Origin of the sequence: Pseudomonas sp. xss_2 (genome assembly GCF_043104195.1) — a bacterium.
Taxonomy (GTDB): Bacteria; Pseudomonadota; Gammaproteobacteria; order Pseudomonadales; family Pseudomonadaceae; genus Aquipseudomonas; species Aquipseudomonas urmiensis.
This window is the reverse complement of sequence record NZ_JBICKL010000061.1, coordinates 13,662-35,932: the sequence shown is the minus strand read 5'-3', so window position 1 is coordinate 35,932 and position 22,271 is coordinate 13,662. Positions and strand designations below refer to the sequence as shown.

The following is a 22,271-nucleotide window of genomic DNA, read 5'->3' as shown; positions in this document are numbered from 1 at the left end:
CTCTAGAATAGCCGCCACCTACCTCAACGAGCTCAGCCATGGACATCGATCAGGCCCGTACCTTCCTGGAAATCGTCCGTTGCGGCAGCCTGGTCGCCGCCGCCGAGCGCCTGTTCGTCTCGCAAACGGCGATCACCGCGCGGGTCCAGCGCCTGGAGCAGCAGCTGGGCTGCCAACTGTTCGTGCGCAGCCGCAGCGGCGCCAGCTTGACCAGCGACGGCGAAGCGTTCGTCACCTACGCCAACCAGCTGGTCGAGACCTGGGAGGCGGCGCGCCGCGACCTGCCGCTGCCACAGGGCTGCCAGCAAGTGCTGCATCTCGGTGGTGAAGTGAGCCTGGGCAATCCGATGCTGCTCGACTGGGTCAGCGCCCTGCACCGCGAGCTGCCGAGTCACGCGATTCGCAGCGAGGTCAGCGACGGCGAGTCGCTGCTGCGCAAAGTGGAGATGGGCCTGCTGGACGCGGCATTGGTCTATCAGCCGACCTACGGGCCGGGCCTGCAGGTCGAGCAGTTGATGGAAGAAAAGCTCATCCGCATCCGCCGCGTCGATCTGCCCGAGCCCTACATCTATATCGACTGGGGCGAAGCTTTTCGCCGCCAGCACGACGCCGCCCTGCCCGACTGTGCCCGCGCGGCGCTGAGCTTCAACCTCGGCCCACTGGCCTTGCAGTTCATTCTCGACCAGGGCGGCAGCGGCTATTTCCGCACCCGCGTGGTCCAGGCGTACCTGGACAGCGGCGTGTTCGAGCGGGTGCCGCAGGCGCCGGAGTTCACCTACCCGACCTTCCTGGTGTATGCCCGCAAACGTGACAGCGAGGCCTTGCAGCAGGCCTTCAGCGTGCTGCGCCGGCAAGTCGCCGCCGGCGCCAGCGATTGGTCACAGCGCTGGGATCCGATCATCTGATTTCAGCGCAGCGGCGTTGAGCAAGTGCCGCTTGAGCCCGGCGATCAGGTCGCTCTGGGTGATGACCCCGACCAGGCTGTCGCCATCGAGCACCGGCAGGCAGTGCAGGCCCTGCTCGCTGAGCAGCGGCAACAGCCGCTCCAGCGGGTGCTGGCTGCTGACGCTGACCACCCGCCGACTCATCACCTGCTCCATCAGCACCGGCTTGCGCCGCAGCACGCCGCGCCAGCTGAAACGCCCACGAGCCATGGCCGGGCCAACCAGGTCGCTAAGGCTGACGATGCCTACCAGGCGGCCTTGATCAAGCACTGGCAGGGTCTTGAGGTGATGGCTGGCGAGCATCTTCCAGGCTTGCTCCAAGGTGGTGTGCTTGCTGGCGAACTGAATATCCCGCGACATCACCGAGGCGGCGGTGATCCCGCCCAGGCTGCGCTGCAAGGCGTGTTGCTCGGTGGCGAGGATGATCCGCTCCAGCTCGTCGCGGGTGACGTCGACGAACTCGCCGATGTCTTCCAGGGCCTGGTCGAGGTCGGCGCTGTTGATACCGACTCGCTCGCTTGGCAATGGATCGTGGGTGTGATGCAGGTCTTTGCGCGGCAAGGGGCCTTTGGGGTAGCGCACCCCGGTCAGGCGGTTGTAGAGCACCGCAACCGTGATCAGGATCAGCGCGTTGAGCATGATCGGCTCGAGCAGGTGATCGCCCAGCGCAACCAGCCCTGAGTCGGCCAACACCGCACTGACCGCCACGCCACCACCGGGTGGATGCAGGCAGCGCAGCAGGCACATCACCAGGATCGAGATGCCCAGGGCGGCGCCAGCGACCCACAGCTCGCTACCAAAACCATGGCGCATCGCCAGGCCCACCGCACCGGCCAGGGCATAGCTGCCCAGCACCGGCCAGGGTTGCGCCAAAGGCCCGGAGTGCACTGCGAACACCAGCACCGCAGTGGCGGCCAGGGGGCCGAGCAGGTGTAACGCGATGGAGGGGCCGTAGGCCAGGCTGCACAACCAACCGGCCAGGAACAGGCCAAGCAGTGCGCCGAGGCCGGCACGTAGCCATTCTTTGCGGGGGATATTCAGAGGCGCCGGCAACAGGCGCTGCAATCGACTTTCAGGACGCGAGGCAGACATCGGGCAGTTGATCGTGTTCCAGGGGTTGATGGGTTATGTTTTTTAAAAAGAAAGCCCAGCCGCAATTGGCCTGGGCCCTGTATTGCAGATGCAATCGCTAAGGGGTTCCGTCCGTGGAGATGGAAACTGGTAAGTTTCGTGGCAGGGATTGTGCCGGGTGCACCGTTTTGGGGCCAATTCAAAAAAATGCGCTTGAGCTGCAATATTTTTGCAGGGTGGGACGTGGGCTGGCAGGGCCGGCCTCATCGCGGGGCAAGCCCGCTCCCACGAATGTGCGGCTAGGCCGACGATGGCGTGGGAGCGGGCTTGCCCCGCGATGAGGCCAGCGAATAAAGAAATTCAGCGCCCCTTGCGCGGCAGCTCGATGCTTACCCGCAACCCACCCAGGGGACTTTGCAGCAAGGCGATGCGCCCGCCCCAGGCCTCGACGATATCGCGCACGATGCCAAGGCCCAGGCCATGCCCATCGACCTGCTCGTCGAGCCGCGATCCGCGCTCAAGCACCTGCATGCGGTTGGCTTCGGGAATCCCCGGGCCGTCATCGTCGACCCACAGCTGATAGCCATCGCTCGTCTGGGCAATGCCAAGGCGCACTTCGCTGTCGGCCCACTTGCAGGCGTTGTCCAACAGATTACCGAGCAGCTCCAGCAAATCTTCGCGGTCCCACGGCAGCAGCAACCCCGGTGCGACATCGCGCTCGAGCAACAGCCCTTCACCATGGATCATGCCCAAGGTTGCCAGCAGCGCCGGCAGTTCTGCATCACAGTCGAACTGCGCGCCCGGCAGCGCATCGCCGGCCAGCCGGGCGCGGTTTAGTTCGCGGGTCAGGCGTTGCTGGATCTGTTCCAGCTGCTCACGCATCTGCGCCTGCACCTCGGGCAGATCCTTGAGCCGTTCACTGGAGGCCAGACTGATCAATACCGCCAGCGGCGTTTTCAGTGCGTGGCCGAGGTTGCCCAAGGCATTGCGCGAGCGTCGCAGGCTGTCTTCGGTGTGCGCCAGCAGGTGGTTGACCTGATCCACCAGCGGTTGCAACTCACTGGGCACCTGGGCATCCAGCTGAGAGCGCTGGCCTTGCTGCAACTGGGCGATCTGCTGGCGGGCGCGCTCCAGTGGGCGCAGTGAGCGGGTCACTGTGATGCGCTGCAACACCAGCACCAGCACCAGCGCCACCAGGCCCATGCCTAGACCAATCTGCTGCATCCGGCGAAAGCCATCGCGCACGGGTGAATAGTCTTGGGCGACGCTGATCGAGATGTCCTGCCCCAGGCGCCGGTAATCGGCGCGAAAGGCCAGCAGTTGCTGGCCTTCTGGCCCTAGCTCATGGCTGTCTTCCAGGCCGGGCTTGGACGGCTTGGGCATGTCCAGGTCCCACAGCGAACGTGAGCGCCAGGTGCCCTTGTCGAAGTCGATGCGAAAGTAATAGCCAGAGAAGGGCCGCTGGTAGGCGGCAGACACCCGCCGCTCGTCCAGCTGCAGGCCGTTGGGGCCGCGCACCATGGCTACCAGCAGGTTCTCGCTTTCCTTGCGCAGGCCGGTTTCCAGGTAGCGTTGCAGGCCTACCTCGAACAGCCACAAAGTCAACTGGGCCAAGGCCAGGCCGACCACCACCAGCACCGCGACCAGGCCCAGGCTCAGGCGCGCCTGAATCGACTTCACTGGCTGTTCCCGGCGTAGACGTAGCCCTGGCCGCGACGGGTCTCGATCACGCTGCGCCCGAGTTTGCGTCGCAGGTGATTGACGTGCACTTCGAGCACGTTGGAATCGCGCTCGGTCTCGCCGTCATACAGGTGCTCGGCCAAGTGGCTTTTGGACAACACCTGCCCCGGATGCAGCATGAAGTAGCGCAGCAGGCGAAACTCGGCGGCGGTCAGCTGGATGTCGACACCTTCGCGGCTGACGCATTGCCGCCCCTCATCCAGGTGCAGCCCGGCAGCTTCCAACTTCGGCTGGTTGGCCAGGCCCCGCGCACGGCGCAGCAAGGCCTGGATGCGCAGTTGCAGCTCTTCGGGGTGGAACGGTTTGCTCAAGTAATCGTCGGCCCCGGCCTTGAGCCCTTCGATGCGCTCGGCCCAGGAGCCGCGCGCGGTGAGGATCAATACCGGGGTGGCCAGGCCTGCCGCGCGCCATTGGGCCAACACCTCCAACCCCGGCAACCCGGGCAAGCCCAGGTCGAGGATGATCAGGTCATAGGGTTCGCTTTGGCCCTGGTACACCGCATCGCGGCCATCGGCCAGCCAGTCCACGGCGTAGCCCTGGCGTTGCAGGCCCACCGTCAGTTCGTCCGCCAGGGGGACATTGTCCTCGACAAGCAGCAGGCGCATTCAGTCGTCTTCCTCGTCTTTGAGCAGCACGCCACTGCGGGCGTCCAGCTTGATCTCGCGCACTACGCCGGCAGGGGTCAGCAACTCGACTTCATACTCGTAACGGTTGTGCTTTTCTTCCAGCTCCGCCTCCAACAGCCGCGCCCCGGGGTAACGCCCCAGGGCGGACTCGAGCAGTTGCTCAAGCGGCAGGATGATGCCCTTTTGCCGCAGCTCAAGGGCTTCATCCTGGTCAAGGTCACGGGCCACGGCCAGCGAACAGACGGTCATCAGCGCAAGGGCGAGGTAGCGCGCCGTTCGCGGTACAGGGTTCATCAGTTATCCCGAGCGTCCTTGAGTACTTCACCGGTCTTGGCGTCCAGGTCCACGTCCCACTCGACGTTCTGCGCATCACGCAGCTCGACCTTGTAGATGTAGCGGCCGTACTCGTCTTCGAGTTCCGAATCGGTGACGGTGGCGCCTGGGTGCTTGGCGACCGCCTTGGCCTTCAATTCGTCCAGCGACATGATGGTCTTGGCGTTGACCAGCTTGACCACTTCGTCAGGCTGGACGTCTTTGGCCAGGGCAACGTTGGCGCCAAAGGCCAGGGCAGCGGCGGTGAACAGGGCAGTCAAAGTTTTCATGAGGGTCTCTCCGTCGAGATGTGTAATTTGTCTACGGGGTTAAGATTAACCACCGGTCCTTAACTCAACCTGAAAACAGCTGGCGCCATGATAGCGCAGCGCGTTAGCCGCCGGTTCCCTATAATGCCCCGCTTGTTAGCCGCGAGGTCGTGCATGAGCGCCATCCATATCAAGTCCCCTGCCCTGACGTTCAAGGCGGGCAAGCGTGCCTTGCAACAGATCCGCGAGCGCGGCCTGCGCGCCGCCGATGTGGGCGTGGTGCCTGGTGCTGCGGGCGGGCCAAAGCCGCTGGGGATCCAAGGCCTGGACCTGGCGCTGTTCGGTGAGTGGCTGCCTTCGGCGCCGCGCCAGCGGGCATTGATTGGCGCCTCGATCGGCTCCTGGCGCTTCGCCAGCGCCTGCCTCGATGACCCGGTTGCCGGCCTGCGCCGCCTGGGCGAGCTGTACACTGAGCAAGACTTCGCCAAGGGCGTGACGCCCGCCGAAATCAGCCGCAGCTGCCAGCGCATGCTCGATGACCTGTTGCAGGGCAACGATGGGCAGATCCTGGCCAATGCGCACTACCGGCTGAACATCATGGTGGTGAAAAGCCACGGCCTGCTGGCCGACGACCATCGCGCTCGGCTAGGGCTGGGCTTGTCTTCGGTGATTGCCAGCAACCTGCTTGGGCGCGCCCGGCTGGGCCGGCATTTCGAACGGATCATCCTGCATGACGGGCGTTCGCCACCGCCGCTGGATGAGCTGACCGACTTCCCCTCGCGCTACCTGCCGCTGGACCTGGCCAACCTGCGCCACGCCCTGCTCGCCTCGGGTTCGATCCCCATGGTCATGCACGGGGTGCGTGATATTCCAGGCGCTGGCAGCGGCACCTACCGTGACGGCGGCTTGCTCGACTACCACCTGGACCTGCCCTACCGCGGCGATGACCTGGTGATCTACCCGCACTTCACCGACAAGGTGGTGCCCGGCTGGTTCGACAAGGCCCTGCCCTGGCGCAAGGGTGACGCCACGCGGCTGCAGAATGTGTTGCTGATGACCCCCTCTGCGCACTACCTGGCGGCCCTTCCCTACGGCAAGCTACCTGACCGCAACGACTTCAAGCGGTTCATGGGCGATGCGCCAAGCCGCAAGCGCTATTGGTACAAGGCGATTGCCGAGAGCCAGCGATTGGGCGATGAGTTACTCGAGTTGATCGCCACCGGGCGGCTGCACGAACGGCTGCAACCGTTATAGCGGGCATGCTGGTAGAATCGCCGTCAGTATTGATTCCTACAGAGTTCTGACAGCGTGGAAATTTTCAAAGAGTTCACATTCGAATCGGCCCACCGCCTGCCCAACGTCGCGCCAGGCCACAAGTGCGGTCGCCTGCATGGCCACTCGTTCAAGGTCGCCCTGCACCTGACCGGCCCGCTTGACCCGCACACTGGCTGGATCCGCGATTTCTCCGAGATCAAGGCGATCTTCAAGCCGATCTACGAGCAGCTGGACCACAACTACCTGAACGACATCCCTGGCCTGGAAAACCCGACCAGTGAAGTCATCGCCAAGTGGATCTGGGAACAGGTCAAGCCGCTGCTGCCTGAGCTGTCGAAAGTACGCATCCACGAAACCTGCACCAGCGGCTGCGAATACACCGGCGACTGAGTCAGGCCTGCCCGGCGCCCAATTCCAGGGCGTCGCGCAAAAAACGCGGGGCGATGTAGCGCTCGTAGTGCGCCTCGGACAGCAAGAAGAACTCGCGGTCGATGGCATCGCGCAGCTGCGGCAGCTCCCAGTCGCGAAACTCCGGCATCAAGGCCATGCCGTAGGCTTCCAGGTCGCGGATCATTCGCGCGCCGCGGGCGATCAACTGATACGCCCAGCAGTATTCGGACTGATGGGCGACGAAGCGAATCGAGCGCTGCTCCAATTGCTGGCGCAGGCAGTCTTTGTCGAACACCTCAAGCTTGGCCATCATCACCTGCACCAGCAATTGCTCCAGGCGCAGCCAGACCGCGCGCTTTTGCTCGTCGCTGTAGCCGTTCCAGTGGATCACTTCGTGGTGAAAACGCTTGCAGCCGCGGCACACCAGGTCGCCGTAGACGGTAGAGCACAAGCCCACGCAAGGGGTTTTGATGGATTGATTGGACATGAAAAAACAACGGCTTGGCGGTGGAACACGGCCCCATGTTAGCCCTTTGTCTAACCAGGGTCACCCGTTAAAGTCATAAGTGCCGCCTTACTTTCGTTCGCTTTTTGCCGTAGAATCACTCCGCCTTTTCAAGGCAACAATGTCCGTTGGAAGCTGTTTTCAAAGCGTCACGAGCACAGTTGATCCGGTAGAACGGCGTTGGCCCGGCTCATGCACCCTCGCATGGTCCGCGCCAACCCCTCATCAGCCTCCGTTCTACAGGCGTAAAACTTTGAAAGCAGCTTCTGTAAGGATTCTCTGCGACCCTGGCTGGGCGGCCCAAGAAGCCGTCATTGCGCATGGGTGCATGAGAATGCTGGATGAGCGTCCCGGACTCCCTTTAGGGACCACTGATGAGGGTAATAACTGTGCTTGAAGCCTACCGCAAACACATCGAAGAGCGTGCCGCTCTGGGTATCGTGCCCCAGCCGCTGAACGCCGAACAAACCGCAGGCCTGGTCGAGCTGCTGAAAAACCCGCCGGCCGGCGAAGAAGCCTTCCTCGTAGAACTGATCACCGACCGCGTACCGCCAGGCGTCGACGAAGCCGCCTACGTCAAGGCCGGTTTCCTCTCCGCCCTCGCCAAGGGCGAAGCCAAGTCGCCGCTGATCGACCGCAAGCACGCCACCGAGCTGCTGGGCACCATGCAGGGCGGCTACAACATCGAAACGCTGGTCGCGCTGCTGGACGACGCCGAACTGGGCGCCGTCGCGGCCGAACAGCTCAAGCACACCCTGCTGATGTTCGATGCCTTCCATGACGTCGCCGAGAAAGCCAAGGCGGGCAATGTTCACGCCAAGGCCGTGCTCGAGTCGTGGGCTGCCGGCGAGTGGTTCACCTCGCGTCCGGAAATCGCCCAGAAGTACACCCTGACCGTGTTCAAGGTGCCTGGCGAAACCAACACCGACGACCTCTCCCCTGCCCCGGACGCCTGGTCGCGCCCTGACATCCCGCTGCACGCCCTGGCCATGCTGAAGATGGCCCGTGACGGCATCGAGCCTGAGCAACCGGGTTCGGTTGGCCCGCTCAAGCAGATCGAAGCCGTGCGCGCCAAAGGCTTCCCGGTCGCCTACGTGGGTGACGTGGTCGGTACTGGCTCGTCGCGTAAATCGGCGACCAACTCGGTGCTGTGGTTCTTCGGTGACGACATCCCTAACGTGCCGAACAAGCGCGCTGGCGGTTTCTGCTTCGGCACCAAGATCGCCCCGATCTTCTACAACACCATGGAAGACGCCGGCGCCCTGCCGATCGAATTCGACTGCACCAACCTGGGTATGGGCGACGTCATCGACGTCTACCCGTACAAAGGTGAAGTGCGCCGTCACGAAAGCGACGAGCTGGTCACCACCTTCGCCCTGAAAACCGAAGTGCTGCTCGATGAAGTTCGTGCTGGCGGCCGTATCCCGCTGATCGTCGGCCGTGGCCTGACCGAAAAAGCCCGTGCCGAACTGGGCCTGGGTGCATCGGACCTGTTCAAAAAGCCCGAGCAGCCTGCCGACACCGGCAAAGGCTTCACCCTGGCACAGAAAATGGTCGGCCGCGCCTGCGGTCTGGCAGAAGGCCAGGGCGTACGTCCAGGCGCCTACTGCGAGCCGAAGATGACCACCGTCGGTTCTCAGGACACCACCGGTCCAATGACCCGTGATGAACTCAAGGACCTGGCGTGCCTGGGCTTCTCCGCCGACCTGGTGATGCAGTCGTTCTGCCACACCGCGGCCTATCCGAAGCCGATCGACGTCACCACCCACCACACCCTGCCAGACTTCATCCGCACCCGTGGCGGCGTGTCGCTGCGTCCAGGCGACGGCATCATCCACAGCTGGCTGAACCGCATGCTGCTGCCTGACACCGTCGGCACCGGCGGCGACTCGCACACCCGCTTCCCGATCGGCATCTCGTTCCCGGCCGGTTCCGGCCTGGTGGCGTTCGCCGCAGCCACTGGCGTCATGCCACTGGACATGCCTGAGTCGGTCCTGGTGCGCTTCAAGGGCAAACTGCAACCGGGCATCACCCTGCGTGACCTGGTACATGCCATCCCTTACTACGCCATCCAGCAAGGCCTGCTGACGGTCGAGAAGAAAGGCAAGAAAAACGCCTTCTCCGGTCGCATCCTGGAAATCGAAGGCCTGGACGAGCTGACTGTCGAGCAAGCCTTCGAGCTGTCCGACGCCTCGGCCGAGCGTTCCGCTGCTGGCTGCACCATCAAGCTGCCGGAAAAAGCCGTTGCCGAGTACCTGCAGTCGAACATCACCCTGCTGCGCTGGATGATCAGCGAAGGCTACGGTGACGCGCGTACCATGGAGCGCCGTGCGCAAGCCATGGAAGCCTGGCTGGCCAACCCGCAGCTGCTGTCGGCCGACGCCGATGCCGAATACGCCGAGATCATCGAGATCGACCTGGCCGACGTCAAAGAGCCTGTGCTCTGCGCGCCGAACGACCCGGACGATGCGCGCCTGCTGTCTTCGGTACAGGGCGAGAAGATCGACGAAGTGTTCATCGGTTCGTGCATGACCAACATCGGTCACTTCCGCGCTGCCGGTAAGCTGCTGGACAAGGTCAAGGGCGGTATTCCGACCCGTCTGTGGCTGGCCCCGCCAACCAAGATGGATGCCCACCAGCTGACCGAAGAAGGCTACTACGGCATCTACGGCAAGGCCGGTGCGCGCATGGAAATGCCAGGCTGCTCGCTGTGCATGGGTAACCAGGCTCGTGTGCAGACCGGTTCTACCGTGGTCTCCACTTCGACCCGTAACTTCCCGAACCGTCTGGGCGACGCCACTAACGTCTACCTGGCCTCGGCCGAGCTGGCTGCTGTCGCTTCGATCATCGGCAAACTGCCGACTGTCGAAGAGTACATGCAGTACGCCAAGGACATCGACAGCATGGCTGCCGACGTCTACCGCTACCTGAGCTTCGACCAGATCGCCGAGTTCCGTGAAGCGGCCGAAAGCGCCAAGATCCCGGTTGTTCAGGCGTAACAACAGCTACGAGCGTTAAGCTTCAAGCTGTAAGAAAAAGCCCCGGCAGAAATGCCGGGGCTTTTTTTTTGCGGTGCCTGTACCGACCTCATCGCGGGGCAAGCCCGCCACGCAGTTCGCTACATGGGTTCTGGATTGCGCGGGAGCGGGCTTGCCCCGCGATGAGGCCCGCATAAACACTACAAAATCATCAGATCACGAACAGATCGACAAACCGATGCACCGGTGTCGCCTCCAGCTGCGCCTGCGCCTTGCACAAGGCAAAGATCTGCGCACAACGCTGCCCGGCAAAGCGGGTAGCGAGGTTGGCCTTGAACTTCTCCTCAAGCAACGGGATACCCTCGGCCCGCCGCCGCCGATGACCGATCGGATATTCCACCGTCACCTGCTCGGTACTTGAGCCATCGTTGAAAAATACCTGCAGCGCATTGGCGATCGAGCGCTTGTCAGCCTCAAGATATTCACGACTGAATCGCGGCTCCTCGACCACCTCCATCTTCTCGCGCAGGCGGTCGATGGTCGGGTGCGCGGCATGGAAGCTGTCTTCGTAGTGCTCGGCCACCAGATTGCCGAAAATCAGCGGCACGGCGGTCATGTATTGCAGGCAATGGTCACGGTCAGCGGCATTGGCCAGCGGCCCCACCTTGGAAATGATGCGGATCGCTGATTCATGGGTCGTGATGACGATGCGTTCGATTTCATGCAGTCGGTTACGCACTTTTGGATGCAACACCAGCGCCGCCTCGCAGGCGGTCTGGGCGTGAAACTCGGCCGGGAAGCTGATCTTGAACAGGACGTTTTCCATCACGTAGCTGCCGAACGCCTGAGGCAGTCGCAGCTGACGCTGGTCGACCGGCTTGAGCGCCAGATCCTTGTTGGTATGACTGAACAAGACGTCGTAGAAGCCCCACTGCTGTGCACTGAGCACACCCGGAATGCCCATCTCCCCGCGCAGGGCGATATCGGCCAGGCGCACACCACGGCTTGACGCATCACCTGCGGCCCACGACTTGCGCGAGCCGGCATTAGGCGCATGGCGGTAGGTGCGCAAGGCCTGGCCATCGACGAAGGCATGCGACAGCGCCGACAACAGCTGCTCGCGGTTGGCCCCCATCAACTTGGCGCACACCGCCGTCGAGGCGACCTTGACCAGCAACACATGGTCCAGGCCGACGCGGTTGAAGGAGTTCTCCAGCGCCAGCACCCCCTGGATCTCATGGGCCATGACCATGGCTTCGAGCACCTGGCGCATGTTCAACGGTTGCTCGCCCGCCGCCACGCGCTTTTGCGAGAGGTGATCGGCCACCGCCAGGATGCCGCCGAGGTTATCGGACGGATGCCCCCACTCGGCCGCCAGCCACGTGTCGTTGTAGTCCAGCCAGCGGACGATGCAGCCGATGTCCCAGGCGGCCTTGACCGGGTCCAGCCGGTACGAGGTGCCGGGCACCCGCGCGCCGTGGGGCACGATCGTGCCCTCGACGAGCGGCCCCAAGTGCTTGCTGCACTCGGGGAAGCGCAACGCCAGCAGGCCGCAGCCCAAGGTGTCCATCAGGCAGTTGCGCGCGGTGTCCAGCGCCTCGGCCGAGCCGACTTGATAGTCGAGCACGTAGTCGGCGATGGTTTGCAGCACCCGGTCGTAGTCCGGGCGGTCGTTGAGGTCAACGTTGGCGCTCATCTCTGTTGCTTCCTGTTGCAGAGGGTTGAACAAAGAAGCCGAGCGCCGCTCATGTGTCAGGGGGCGTGCCTAGAAGGCATCACCAGGTACCCGTACCCAGCCCTCCATCAACACGCGAGCGCTTCGGCTCATGATTGCTTTGGTGACTGTCCACTGGCCATCCACCTGACGCGCCTCGGCGCCGACCCGCAAAGTGCCCGAGGGATGGCCGAAACGTACCGCGCTACGCGGGTTGCCGCCCGCTGCCAGGTTGACCAGCGTCCCTGGAATGGCGGCGGCGGTACCGATCGCCACGGCGGCGGTGCCCATCATGGCGTGGTGCAACTTGCCCATCGACAGTGCACGAACCAACAGGTCGATGTCGCTTGCAGCAACCGCCTTGCCACTGGATGAGGTATAGGCCACTGGCGGCGCGACGAAGGCAACCTTGGGAGTGTGCTGACGCGTGGCCGCCTGATCGACGTGCTCGATCAAGCCCATGCGCAGGGCACCATAGGCGCGGATGGTTTCAAAACGCGCCAGCGCCGCCGGATCGCCGTTGATCGCGTCTTGCAGTTCGCTGCCGCTGTAGCCGATGTCGGCGGCATTGACGAAGATGGTCGGGATACCCGCGTTGATCAGGGTCGCCTTGAAGGTGCCGATACCTGGCACTTCGAGGTCGTCGACCAGGTTGCCGGTGGGGAACATCGCCCCGCCGTCGCCGTCTTCGTCGGCGGCCGGGTCGAGGAATTCCAGCTGCACTTCGGCAGCGGGGAAGGTCACGCCGTCCAGTTCGAAATCACCGGTTTCCTGCACTTCGCCTTCGCTGATTGGCACATGGGCGATGATGCTCTTGCCGATGTTGGCCTGCCAGATGCGCACGGTGGCGATGCCGTTATGCGGGATGCGCGCGGGGTCGACCAGGCCGCTGCTGATGGCGAACGAGCCGACCGCTGCCGAGAGGTTGCCGCAGTTGCCGCTCCAATCGACGAAGGCCTTGTCGATCGAGACCTGGCCGAACAGGTAGTCGACGTCGTGCTCAGCGTTGCTGCTGGCCGAGAGGATCACGCACTTGCTGGTGCTGGAGGTGGCGCCGCCCATGCCGTCGATCTGCTTGCCGTAAGGATCGGGGCTGCCGATCACCCGCAACAACAGGGCGTCGCGGGCCGGGCCGGGTTGCTGGGCGCGCTCGGGGAGGTCTTGCAGGCGGAAGAACACGCCTTTGCTGGTGCCGCCACGGATGTAGGTGGCGGGGATCTTGATCTGCGGTGCGTGTGCCATGGTTTGGTCCTGATCATTCAGTTGTACGGCTGGGGCCGCTCCGCGCCCCTTCGCGGGCAAGCCCGCTCCTACCGAGACCTGTGGGAACGGGCTTGCCTGCGAAGGGGCGCGGAGCGGCCCCGCTTTACGCGGTGCCTTCCAGGAAGTCCTGGGCAAAGCGCTGCAGCACCCCACCCGCCTCGTAGATCGACACTTCTTCAGCGGTATCCAACCGGCACGTCACCGGCACCTCGAGCCGCTCGCCATTACGGCGGGTGACCACCAAGGTCAAGGTCGCCCGCGGCGTACGCTCGCCCAACACGTCGTAGCGCTCGCTGCCATCGAGCTGCAGGGTCTTGCGGTCGGTACCCGGCTTGAACTCCAGCGGCAACACGCCCATGCCTACCAGGTTGGTGCGGTGAATGCGCTCGAAGCCTTCGGCGACAATCGCTTCAACCCCTGCCAGACGCACACCCTTGGCCGCCCAATCGCGCGACGAGCCTTGGCCGTAGTCGGCACCGGCAACGATGATCAGCGGTTGTTTACGCTGCATGTAGGTCTCGATCGCCTCCCACATACGGGTCACCTTGCCTTCTGGCTCGATCCGCGCCAGCGAGCCTTGCTGCACGCTGCCGTCTTCCTTGCGCACCATCTCGTTGAACAGCTTGGGATTGGCGAAGGTGGCGCGCTGGGCGGTCAGGTGATCGCCGCGGTGGGTGGCATAGGAGTTGAAGTCCTCCTCGGGCAGGCCCATCTTCGCCAGGTACTCACCCGCCGCGCTGTCGAGCATGATCGCATTGGACGGCGACAGGTGGTCTGTAGTGATGTTATCCGGCAGCACCGCCAGCGGGCGCATGCCGCGCAGGGTACGCTCGCCAGCCAGGGCGCCCTCCCAATACGGCGGGCGACGGATATAGGTGCTCATCTCACGCCACTCATACAGCGGCGCGACTTTCGGCCCCTTGTCCTCTTCAATGGCGAACATCGGGATATACACCTTGCGAAACTGCTCCGGCTTGACCGCAGCACGCACCACCGCATCGATCTCTTCGTCGCTCGGCCAGATGTCCTTGAGGCGAATCTGTTTGCCGTCGACCACGCCCAGCACATCCTTCTCGATGTCGAAGCGGATGGTGCCGGCGATGGCATAGGCCACTACCAGGGGTGGCGAGGCGAGAAACGCCTGCTTGGCGTACGGGTGAATCCGCCCGTCGAAGTTGCGGTTGCCCGACAGCACCGCGGTGGCGTACAGGTCGCGGTCGATGATTTCTTGCTGGATCTTCGGGTCCAGCGCGCCAGACATGCCGTTGCAGGTGGTGCACGCGAAGGCGACGATGCCAAAGCCCAGTTGCTCCAGCTCCTGCTCCAGGCCAGCTTCTTCCAGGTACAACTTGACCGCCTTGGAGCCTGGCGCCAGCGAGGACTTCACCCACGGTTTGCGGGTCAGGCCGAGCTTGTTGGCATTACGCGCCAGCAGGCCTGCAGCAATGACGTTGCGCGGGTTGCTGGTATTGGTGCAACTGGTGATGGCGGCGATGATCACCGCGCCATCAGGCATCTGCCCCGGCAGCTCTTGCCAGGCGCCAGCGATGCCCTTGGCCGTCAGCTCGCTGGTAGCGACACGGGCGTGCGGGTTGGATGGGCCGGCCATGTTGCGCACGACACTCGACAGGTCAAAGCTGAGCACCCGCTCGTATTCGGCGTTGACCAGGCTGTCGGCCCACAGGCCTGCAACCTTGGCGTAGGTTTCGACCAGCTGGACCTGCTGCTCTTCACGGCCGGTCAGGCGCAGGTAGTCGATGGTCTGCTGGTCGATGGCGAACATCGCCGCCGTGGCGCCGTACTCCGGCGCCATGTTGGAGATGGTGGCGCGATCGCCCAGGGTCAGGGCACGCGCGCCCTCACCATAGAATTCGAGGTAGGCGCCCACCACTTTCTGCTTGCGCAGGAACTCGGTCAGGGCCAATACCAGGTCGGTGGCGGTGATGCTCGGCTGCAGCTTGCCGGTCAGCTCGACGCCGACGATTTCCGGCAGGCGCATCCACGAGGCGCGGCCGAGCATGACGTTCTCGGCTTCCAGGCCACCGACACCAATGGCGATCACGCCCAAGGCATCGACGTGCGGGGTGTGGCTGTCGGTGCCGACGCAGGTGTCTGGGTAGGCCACGCCGCGATCACTGTGGATCACCGGCGACATCTTCTCCAGGTTGATCTGGTGCATGATGCCGTTGCCCGGTTGGATCACGTCGACGTTCTTGAAGGCCTTTTTGGTCCAGTTGATGAAGTGGAAACGGTCTTCGTTGCGACGGTCTTCAATGGCCCGGTTCTTGTCGAATGCCTGCGGGTCGAAACCGCCGCATTCGACCGCCAGCGAGTGGTCGACGATCAGTTGCACCGGCACTACCGGGTTGACCTGGGCTGGGTCGCCGCCTTTGTCGGCGATGGCATCGCGCAGACCAGCCAGGTCGACCAGCGCGGTCTGGCCTAGGATGTCGTGGCACACCACACGCGCCGGGAACCACGGGAAGTCGAGGTCGCGCTTGCGCTCGATCAGCTGGCTGAGCGAGGCATCGAGGGTGGCCGGATCGCAGCGGCGCACCAGGTTCTCGGCGAGCACGCGGGAGGTGTACGGCAGGCCGTCGTAGGCGCCGGGCTTGAGGGCCTCGACAGCTGCGCGGGCGTCGAAGTAGTCCAGGGGGGTGCCTGGCAGGGCTTTGCGGTATGCAGTGTTCATCATTCAGGCTCGGTCACAGGATTCGGAAAGCTCCACCGTCCCTGTGGGAGCGGGCTTGCCCGCGAATACGTCAGCAGGCGCACATCAGTTGCCCAGTCGGACGCATTCGCGGGCAAGCCCGCTCCCACAGGGGAAACGGGTTGCCTCTCTATTTCTATTCAGCGCTGTGCGATGGGCACGAACTGGCGCTGTTCAACGCCGACATACTCGGCGCTCGGACGGATGATGCGGTTGTTGGCACGCTGCTCGAAGACATGCGCCGCCCAGCCGGTCAGGCGCGAGCAGACGAAGATCGGGGTGAACAGCTTGGTCGGGATACCCATGAAGTGATACGCCGAGGCATGGTAGAAGTCGGCGTTGGGGAACAGGCGTTTTTGCTCCCACATGGTCTTGTCGATCGCTTCGGAGACGGGGTACAGCACGCTGTCGCCGGCTTCATCGGCAAGCTGCTTGGCCCAGCCCTTGATCACCTCGTTGCGCGGGTCGGACTCTTTGTAGATCGCATGGCCAAAGCCCATGATCTTGTCTTTGCGCTCGAGCATCTTCAGCAGCTCGGCAGTGGCCTGCTGCGGGCTCTGGAAGCGTTCGATCAACTCCATCGCCGCTTCGTTGGCGCCGCCGTGCAGCGGGCCGCGCAGCGAGCCGATGGCGGCGGTGACGCAGGAGTACAGGTCCGACAGGGTCGAGGCGCACACCCGGGCGGTGAAGGTCGAGGCGTTGAATTCGTGCTCGGCGTAGAGAATCAGCGACACGTTCATCACTTTGACATGCAGCGCGCTCGGCTTCTTGCCGTGCAGCAGGTGCAGGAAGTGCCCGCCCAGGGTGTCTTCATCGCTGGTGCAGTCGATGCGCACGCCGTGATGCGTGAAGCGGTACCAGTAGCACATGATCGCTGGGAATACCGCTAGCAGGCGGTCAGTCTTGTCGCGCTGGGTGTCGAAGGTCAGCTCAGGTTCCAGGGTGCCGAGTACCGAGCAGCCGGTGCGCATCACGTCCATCGGATGGGCAGTGACGGGGATGCGCTCGAGCACTTCCTTGAGTGCCTGGGGCAGATCACGTTGCCCCTTGAGCTTGGTCTTGTATTCGTCCAGTTCGGCTTGGCTGGGCAGCTCGCCATAGAGCAGCAGGTAGGCCACTTCCTCGAATTCGGCATCTTTGGCCAGGTCACGGACGTCATAACCGCGGTAGGTCAGGCCGGCACCGGCCTGGCCTACGGTCGACAGGGCGGTCTGGCCGGCCACCTGGCCACGCAGGCCTGCGCCACTGAGTACTTTTGCTTCGGCCATGGTGTTTCTCCTTTATTGAACTTGTTATGGAATTTCTGGCTAATCAAGGGTGCCTGTGCCAGCCCACCAGACCGTGGGAGCGGGCTTGCCCCGCGATAGCGCCGGCACAGGCGAATCATTGGCTTCGTTCTAACTCGGCTCAGCCCTTCTTCTGGGCAAACAACGCATCGAGGCGCTGCTCGAAGGCGTGGTAACCGATGGCATCGTAGAGCTCCATGCGAGTCTGCATGGTGTCGATGACGTTTTTCTGCGTGCCATCGCGGCGCAGCGCGGTGTAGACGTTTTCCGCCGCCTTGTTCATCGCGCGGAACGCCGACAGCGGGTACAGCACCAGCGAGACGTCGACCGAGGCCAACTCGTCGGTGGTGTACAGCGGGGTGGCGCCGAACTCAGTGATGTTGGCCAGGATCGGTGCTTTGACCCGATCGGCGAAAGTCTTGTACATCTGCAGTTCAGTGATCGCCTCAGGGAAGATCATGTCGGCGCCGGCCTCGACACACGCCGCTGCGCGGTCCAGGGCAGCGTTAAGGCCTTCCACCGCCAGCGCGTCGGTGCGCGCCATGATCACGAAACTGTCATCCAGGCGGGCATCTACCGCCGCCTTGATGCGATCGACCATCTCCTGCTGGGAGACGATTTCCTTGTTTGGCCGGTGGCCGCAACGCTTGGCGCCTACCTGGTCTTCGATATGAATCGCTGCCGCGCCGAACTTGTTCATCGAGCGCACGGTCCGCGCCACGTTGAAGGCCGAGGCGCCAAAGCCGGTGTCGACATCGACCAGCAGCGGCACGTCGCACACATCGGTGATGCGCCGCACGTCGGTGAGCACGTCATCCAACCCGCTGATGCCCAGGTCCGGCAGGCCCAGGGAGCCGGCAGCGACGCCGCCACCAGAGAGGTAGATGGCCTTGAAGCCGGCGCGCTTGGCCAGCAAGGCGTGGTTGGCGTTGATCGCGCCAACCACCTGCAACGGATGTTCGGCAGCCACCGCGTCGCGGAAACGTTGGCCGGGCGTGCTCTTCACAGTCATGACTCACCTCGTGGGCTATTGTTGTCAGCGCCTTGATAGTGGCGCGCGATATTGCGTTTGGATGCACCGATATGGCGGCGCATCAGCAGTTCGGCCAGCTCGCCGTCTCGGTCGGCGATGGCATCGAGAATGCGGTGGTGCTCGGCGAATGCCTGGTGCGGGCGGTTGGGCGTGGCGGAAAACTGGATGCGGTACATACGCACCAACTGATACAGCTCGCCGCAGAGCATCTTGACCAGGGTCTGGTTGCCGCTGCCCTGGATGATCCGGTAATGGAAGTCGAAGTCGCCTTCCTGCTGGTAATAGCCAACCCCGGCCTGGAACGCAGCATCGCGCTCATGGGTGTCGAGCACCCGGCGCAACTCATCGATCTCGGCTACGCTCATACGCTCGGCAGCCAGGCGGCACGCCATGCCTTCGAGGGATTCGCGGATTTCGTACAACTCGATCAGCTCGGCGTGGCTAAGCGACACCACCCGCGCGCCGACGTGCGGCACTCGCACCAGCAGGCGCTGGCCTTCCAGGCGGTGGATGGCTTCGCGCAGTGGGCCGCGGCTGATGCCGTAGGTGCGCGCCAGCTCAGGCTCGGAGATCTTGCTGCCTGGGGCGATGTCGCCTTTGACGATGGCCGCCTGGATGCGCCGGAAAACGTTCTCGGAAAGGGTTTCCGTTTCTTCTGCCAGCGTGGCGGGCGCCTGAGTTACGTCCAGCATATTGTCGACACCTTGGGTTTCTCTATGGCCAAAACTAGCGAAACAGAACGTCGCAGTCAAAGACAAAATCAACATTGTCGACAATCGTCTAAGAACGAACTTACCCAGCTGATTCGCTGTCAGATCGCGGCGCGCTGGCGTCAAGACGTCGGCGTGATAGAATGCCGCGCTTCCCGAGGGAGAATGAGTAGTCTGTCTGTACGGCAATTCATATTGTTGACAGATTAACGAGGATGCTTGGCCAGTCGCCTTGCCCTGAACCCAGCACAGCACCGCGCCAGGATTTATGAGACTTACACCCGTTTTAATGTTGCTCTGCCTTGCCCTGCTGCCGGCCCTTGGCCAAGCGGCTCAAAAGTCCGTGTACGGGCTCAACGAATATGCGCGCTTGAACGACCTGGACCTTGAGGTCGCGGCCAAGCTCGATACCGGTGCCAAGACCGCCTCGCTCAGCGCCCGCGACATCAAGCGCTTCAAGCGCAACGGCGAGAGCTGGGTACGTTTCTACCTGGCCATCGACGCCGCGCATTCGCACCCGATCGAACGGCCATTGGCCCGGGTCAGCAAGATCAAGCGCCGCGCTGGCGACTATGACGCTGAAGAAGGCAAGGCCTACACCGCCCGCCCGGTGATCGAACTGAACATTTGCATGGGCCAGACCCTGCGCACCATCGAGGTCAACCTCACCGACCGCAGCGCCTTCCAGTTCCCGCTGCTGATCGGCTCGGAGGCCTTGAAAGACTTCGATGCGCTGGTCGACCCAAGCCTCAAATACGCGGCCGGCAAACCTGCCTGTGCCACCGACGCTCCTAAAGCAGAGTAATCCCGATGCGCTCTCTTACCCTTCACCTGAAAGTCCTCATCACCGTGCTGGTGCTGCTGGGCGTGGCGGTTACGGCCTATCAGATCTTCTTCCTCGGCATCCCGGTGACCGAGGATGAGACCGACGACTTGTGGAACATCGACGCCAAGGTCGAGTTCGTCGCCAGTGCCAAGGATCCGGTCAAGGTACAGATGTTCGTGCCGCCCTTGAGCCGTGACTACGTCAGCCTCAACGAGAGCTTCATCTCCAACAACTATGGGGTGAGCGTCAACCGCGCCGACGGCAACCGCAAGGTGACCTGGTCGGCCCGTCGCGCCAGCGGCAACCAGACGCTTTACTACCGCCTGGTGTTGACCAAGCGCTACAGCAACGAAAAAACCACCATCAAAGGCCCGACCTTCCGTGACAGCCTGGCCGTGGAAGGCCCCGAGAAGATCGCCGCCGAAGCCCTGATGGCGCCGATTCGCCAGCACTCGGCCGACGTCGAGACCTTTGTCAGCGAGACCATCAAGCGGGTCAATAACCTTAACGATGACAACGTCAAGCTGCTGCTGGCTGGCGATACTTCGGCGCTGAACAAGGCCAAGGTCATCGACCTGCTGCTGTCGATCGCCCACGTGCCAATGGAAAAAGTCCACACCATCCGCCTGGTCGCCGACACTCCGCAGACGCCGGAACTGTGGCTGCGCAGCTTCAACGGCAATGACTGGCTGTACTTCAACCCGGATACCGGCGAGCAGGGCCTGCCCAGCGATCGCCTGCTGTGGTGGACCGGTGATGACAACCTGATCACTGTCGATGGCGGCAAGAAAGCCAACGTCACCTTCAGCATGAACAACAGCGAGATGAACGCCATCCGCCTGGCCAAGCTGACCGACGAGAACACCGACGCCGATTTTCTCGAATATTCGCTGTACGGCCTGCCGCTGCAAACCCAGCAGACCTTCATGATCATGGTGATGATCCCGATCGGCGTGCTGGTGATCCTGGTGCTGCGCAACCTGATCGGCATCCAGACCCTGGGTACCTTCACCCCGGTACTGATCGCCCTGGCCTTCCGCGAGACCCAGCTGGGCTTTGGCATCATGCTGTTTACCGTGATCACCGCGCTGGGCCTGTCGCTGCGCTCCTACCTTGAGCACCTGAAGCTGCAGATGCTGCCGCGCCTGTCGGTGGTGCTGACCTTCGTCGTGGTGCTGATCGCCGCGATCAGCCTGTTCAGCCACAAGCTGGGCCTGGAACGCGGCCTGTCGGTTGCGCTGTTCCCGATGGTGATCCTGACCATGACCATCGAACGCCTGTCGATCACTTGGGAAGAACGCGGTGGTGGCCATGCCATGAAAGTGGCGATCGGCACCCTGTTCGCAGCCTCCCTGGCGCACCTGCTGATGATGGTGCCGGAGCTGGTGTACTTCGTCTTCACCTTCCCGGCGGTACTGCTGATTCTGGTGGGCTTCATGCTGGCGATGGGTCGCTACCGCGGCTACCGCCTGACCGAGCTCGTTCGCTTCAAGGCTTTCGTAAAAAAGGCTGACGCCTGATGTTCGGACTGATCAAGACGTGGAAAGCCCTGGAGGCCCGGGGCATCATGGGTATCAACCGGCGCAACGCGGACTACGTCCTGAAGTACAACAAGCGCCATTTGTACCCGATCGTCGACGACAAGATCATCACCAAGGAGCGTGCGATCAAGGCCGGCATCCATGTGCCGGAGATGTACGGCATCATCGAGACCGAAAAGCAGATCGACAAGCTGCACGAGATCATCGGCGGGCGTAGCGATTTCGTCATCAAGCCGGCGCAAGGCGCTGGCGGTGACGGCATCCTGGTGATCGCCGACCGCTTCGAGGATCGCTACCGGACGGTGTCGGGCAAGATCATCAGCCACGAGGAGATCGAGCACCAGGTCTCGAGCATCCTCACTGGCCTGTACTCGTTGGGCGGCCACCGCGACCGGGCGCTGATCGAATACCGGGTGACCCCGGACCAGATCTTCAAGAGCATCAGCTACGAAGGCGTGCCGGATATCCGCATCATCGTGCTGATGGGCTATCCGGTCATGGCCATGCTGCGCCTGCCGACCCGCCAGTCGGGCGGCAAGGCCAACCTGCACCAGGGCGCCATTGGCGTCGGTGTCGACCTGGCCACTGGCGTGACCCTGCGCGGCACCTGGCTGAACAACATCATCAGCAAGCACCCGGACACCACCAACGCGGTGGACGGCGTGCAACTGCCAAACTGGGACGGCTTCATGAAGCTGGCCGCTGGCTGCTATGAATTGTGTGGCCTGGGTTATATCGGTGTGGACATGGTCCTGGATCAGGACAAGGGGCCGTTGATCCTTGAGCTGAATGCGCGTCCGGGCCTGAACATTCAGATTGCCAACGATTGCGGCTTGACCCAGCGCACCCACGCCATCGAGGCGCATCTGGAAGCGCTGGCCAAAGATGGCCTTAGCGAAGACGCCGACCAGCGTGTGCGCGTGGCCCAAGGGCTGTTTGGGCACGTACCTTCGCGCTAATGGCTTAGCCCGTTGGGGTCCGCTTCGCGGGCGAGCCCGCTCCCACAGGAACCGCGCATATTTTCACATCAGCGCTATCCCTGTGGGAGCGGGCTCGCCCGCGAAGGGCCGCGAAGGGC

19 protein-coding genes are annotated in these 22,271 nt (G+C 63.2%); 7 read left to right on the top strand and 12 right to left on the bottom strand.

Annotation, left to right across the window (positions count from 1 at the left end; all coding sequences use genetic code 11):
• Window positions 1-38: 38 nt before the first annotated feature.
• Window positions 39-905 (top strand): LysR family transcriptional regulator, encoded by an 867-nt coding sequence (locus ACF8K2_RS15185; protein WP_186554861.1) that lies wholly within the window; start codon window positions 39-41, stop codon window positions 903-905.
• Here ACF8K2_RS15185 and ACF8K2_RS15180 read toward each other — a convergent pair.
• From ACF8K2_RS15180 to ACF8K2_RS15160, 5 genes are all read right to left on the bottom strand, one after another.
• A complete protein-coding gene (locus tag ACF8K2_RS15180; RefSeq protein WP_392465648.1) occupies window positions 879-2,036 on the bottom strand; it encodes an HPP family protein in 1,158 nt (385 codons plus the stop codon). The genes ACF8K2_RS15185 and ACF8K2_RS15180 overlap by 27 nt on opposite strands.
• Window positions 2,037-2,375: 339 nt before the next feature.
• Complete coding sequence (locus ACF8K2_RS15175) at window positions 2,376-3,695, bottom strand: sensor histidine kinase (protein WP_186554863.1); 1,320 nt, start codon at window positions 3,693-3,695, stop codon at window positions 2,376-2,378.
• Entirely contained in the window at window positions 3,692-4,360 is a 669-nt protein-coding gene (locus ACF8K2_RS15170; RefSeq protein ID WP_186554864.1) for a response regulator transcription factor, read from the bottom strand. Before ACF8K2_RS15170 ends, ACF8K2_RS15175 begins: the two co-directional genes overlap by 4 nt.
• A complete protein-coding gene (locus tag ACF8K2_RS15165) occupies window positions 4,361-4,675 on the bottom strand; it encodes a PepSY domain-containing protein (protein ID WP_186554865.1) in 315 nt (104 codons plus the stop codon).
• The gene (locus ACF8K2_RS15160) at window positions 4,675-4,983 is read right to left on the bottom strand and encodes a PepSY domain-containing protein (RefSeq protein WP_186554866.1); all 309 of its coding nucleotides are present in this window, start codon (window positions 4,981-4,983) and stop codon (window positions 4,675-4,677) included. The genes ACF8K2_RS15165 and ACF8K2_RS15160 overlap by 1 nt, the downstream gene beginning before the upstream one ends.
• A 153-nt stretch (window positions 4,984-5,136) precedes the next feature.
• On the opposite strand from ACF8K2_RS15160, the gene ACF8K2_RS15155 reads away from it, so the two are divergent.
• Together ACF8K2_RS15155 and queD are read left to right on the top strand one after the other, a co-directional pair.
• The gene (locus ACF8K2_RS15155) at window positions 5,137-6,216 is read left to right on the top strand and encodes a patatin-like phospholipase family protein (RefSeq protein WP_392465644.1); all 1,080 of its coding nucleotides are present in this window, start codon (window positions 5,137-5,139) and stop codon (window positions 6,214-6,216) included.
• Between the two features lie 54 nt (window positions 6,217-6,270).
• Window positions 6,271-6,627, top strand: coding sequence for a 6-carboxytetrahydropterin synthase QueD (queD, locus tag ACF8K2_RS15150; RefSeq protein ID WP_186554973.1), 357 nt, complete (start codon window positions 6,271-6,273; stop codon window positions 6,625-6,627).
• A gap of 1 nt (window position 6,628) precedes the next feature.
• Here queD and ACF8K2_RS15145 read toward each other — a convergent pair whose 3' ends face one another.
• Entirely contained in the window at window positions 6,629-7,114 is a 486-nt protein-coding gene (locus ACF8K2_RS15145; protein WP_186554974.1) for a DUF1289 domain-containing protein, read from the bottom strand.
• 407 nt (window positions 7,115-7,521) lie between these two features.
• Between ACF8K2_RS15145 and acnB the strand changes: the two genes are divergently transcribed.
• A complete protein-coding gene (gene acnB / locus ACF8K2_RS15140; RefSeq protein ID WP_392465743.1) occupies window positions 7,522-10,131 on the top strand; it encodes a bifunctional aconitate hydratase 2/2-methylisocitrate dehydratase in 2,610 nt (869 codons plus the stop codon).
• Window positions 10,132-10,321: 190 nt separating this feature from the next.
• Here acnB and prpD read toward each other — a convergent pair whose 3' ends face one another.
• The 6 genes from prpD to ACF8K2_RS15110 form a co-directional block, all read right to left on the bottom strand.
• Window positions 10,322-11,806 carry a 2-methylcitrate dehydratase gene (gene prpD / locus ACF8K2_RS15135; protein WP_392465640.1) on the bottom strand — a complete coding sequence of 495 codons (1,485 nt, stop codon included), beginning with the start codon at window positions 11,804-11,806 and terminating at the stop codon, window positions 10,322-10,324.
• Between the two features lie 69 nt (window positions 11,807-11,875).
• Window positions 11,876-13,066, bottom strand: coding sequence for a 2-methylaconitate cis-trans isomerase PrpF (gene prpF, locus ACF8K2_RS15130; protein WP_392465638.1), 1,191 nt, complete (start codon window positions 13,064-13,066; stop codon window positions 11,876-11,878).
• Window positions 13,067-13,190: 124 nt separating this feature from the next.
• Window positions 13,191-15,779 (bottom strand): Fe/S-dependent 2-methylisocitrate dehydratase AcnD, encoded by a 2,589-nt coding sequence (gene acnD, locus ACF8K2_RS15125; protein WP_392465740.1) that lies wholly within the window; start codon window positions 15,777-15,779, stop codon window positions 13,191-13,193.
• 158 nt (window positions 15,780-15,937) lie between these two features.
• The gene (gene prpC, locus ACF8K2_RS15120) at window positions 15,938-17,065 is read right to left on the bottom strand and encodes a 2-methylcitrate synthase (RefSeq protein WP_368973587.1); all 1,128 of its coding nucleotides are present in this window, start codon (window positions 17,063-17,065) and stop codon (window positions 15,938-15,940) included.
• A gap of 139 nt (window positions 17,066-17,204) precedes the next feature.
• Window positions 17,205-18,095 (bottom strand): methylisocitrate lyase, encoded by an 891-nt coding sequence (gene prpB / locus ACF8K2_RS15115; protein WP_392465635.1) that lies wholly within the window; start codon window positions 18,093-18,095, stop codon window positions 17,205-17,207.
• Window positions 18,092-18,808: a GntR family transcriptional regulator gene (locus ACF8K2_RS15110; protein WP_186554979.1), complete on the bottom strand. Its 717-nt coding sequence runs from the start codon at window positions 18,806-18,808 to the stop codon at window positions 18,092-18,094. Before ACF8K2_RS15110 ends, prpB begins: the two co-directional genes overlap by 4 nt.
• 286 nt (window positions 18,809-19,094) lie before the next feature.
• On the opposite strand from ACF8K2_RS15110, the gene ACF8K2_RS15105 reads away from it, so the two are divergent.
• From ACF8K2_RS15105 to ACF8K2_RS15095, 3 genes are read left to right on the top strand one after another with little or no spacing between them, the layout of a single operon-like run.
• Window positions 19,095-19,631 (top strand): ATP-dependent zinc protease, encoded by a 537-nt coding sequence (locus ACF8K2_RS15105; protein WP_186554980.1) that lies wholly within the window; start codon window positions 19,095-19,097, stop codon window positions 19,629-19,631.
• Between the two features lie 5 nt (window positions 19,632-19,636).
• Window positions 19,637-21,172, top strand: a complete 1,536-nt coding sequence (locus ACF8K2_RS15100; RefSeq protein WP_186554981.1) for an inactive transglutaminase family protein — start codon at window positions 19,637-19,639, stop codon at window positions 21,170-21,172.
• Window positions 21,172-22,152, top strand: a complete 981-nt coding sequence (locus tag ACF8K2_RS15095) for an alpha-L-glutamate ligase-like protein (RefSeq protein WP_392465633.1) — start codon at window positions 21,172-21,174, stop codon at window positions 22,150-22,152. Before ACF8K2_RS15100 ends, ACF8K2_RS15095 begins: the two co-directional genes overlap by 1 nt.
• Window positions 22,153-22,271 lie beyond the last annotated feature (119 nt).